This is a genomic window from Nocardia cyriacigeorgica (assembly GCF_010858045.1).
GTDB lineage: Bacteria > Actinomycetota > Actinomycetes > Mycobacteriales > Mycobacteriaceae > Nocardia > Nocardia cyriacigeorgica_E.
The window spans coordinates 1-292 of record NZ_JAAGVC010000310.1; the positions used below are offsets into that span (position 1 = coordinate 1).

The following is a 292-nucleotide window of genomic DNA, read 5'->3' on the forward strand; positions in this document are numbered from 1 at the left end:
GTTGCGATCCACGCCTCGAACAGCTCCGACAATGAGGTCCGCTCGGTCACCACTGCCCCGTCAATCGGCGTTGTCCGCTTCTTGAGGTGCCGCTGGAGCGCGCGCCGCGCATCCTCGTCAGTCGAGCCATTGCGCTTCACCGGCCTACGGCGCCCGTCCTCATCCCGCACATAGGCGTATGCGGTGAACTTGTTCGGTCCGGTCTTCTTGACCGTGATTTTTCCCCATTCACCAGGGGCCATACGTTGTCTCGGCACAGGATCACGCAGCCTGGTCGAGGGCCGCGATGTAG

At 63.0% G+C, this 292-nt stretch carries 1 pseudogene; it reads right to left on the minus strand.

The features are described from left to right. Positions 1–242 (minus strand): annotated as a pseudogene (locus GV790_RS29825) (site-specific integrase); the annotation flags it as partial. Between the last annotated feature and the right edge of the window lie 50 nt (positions 243–292).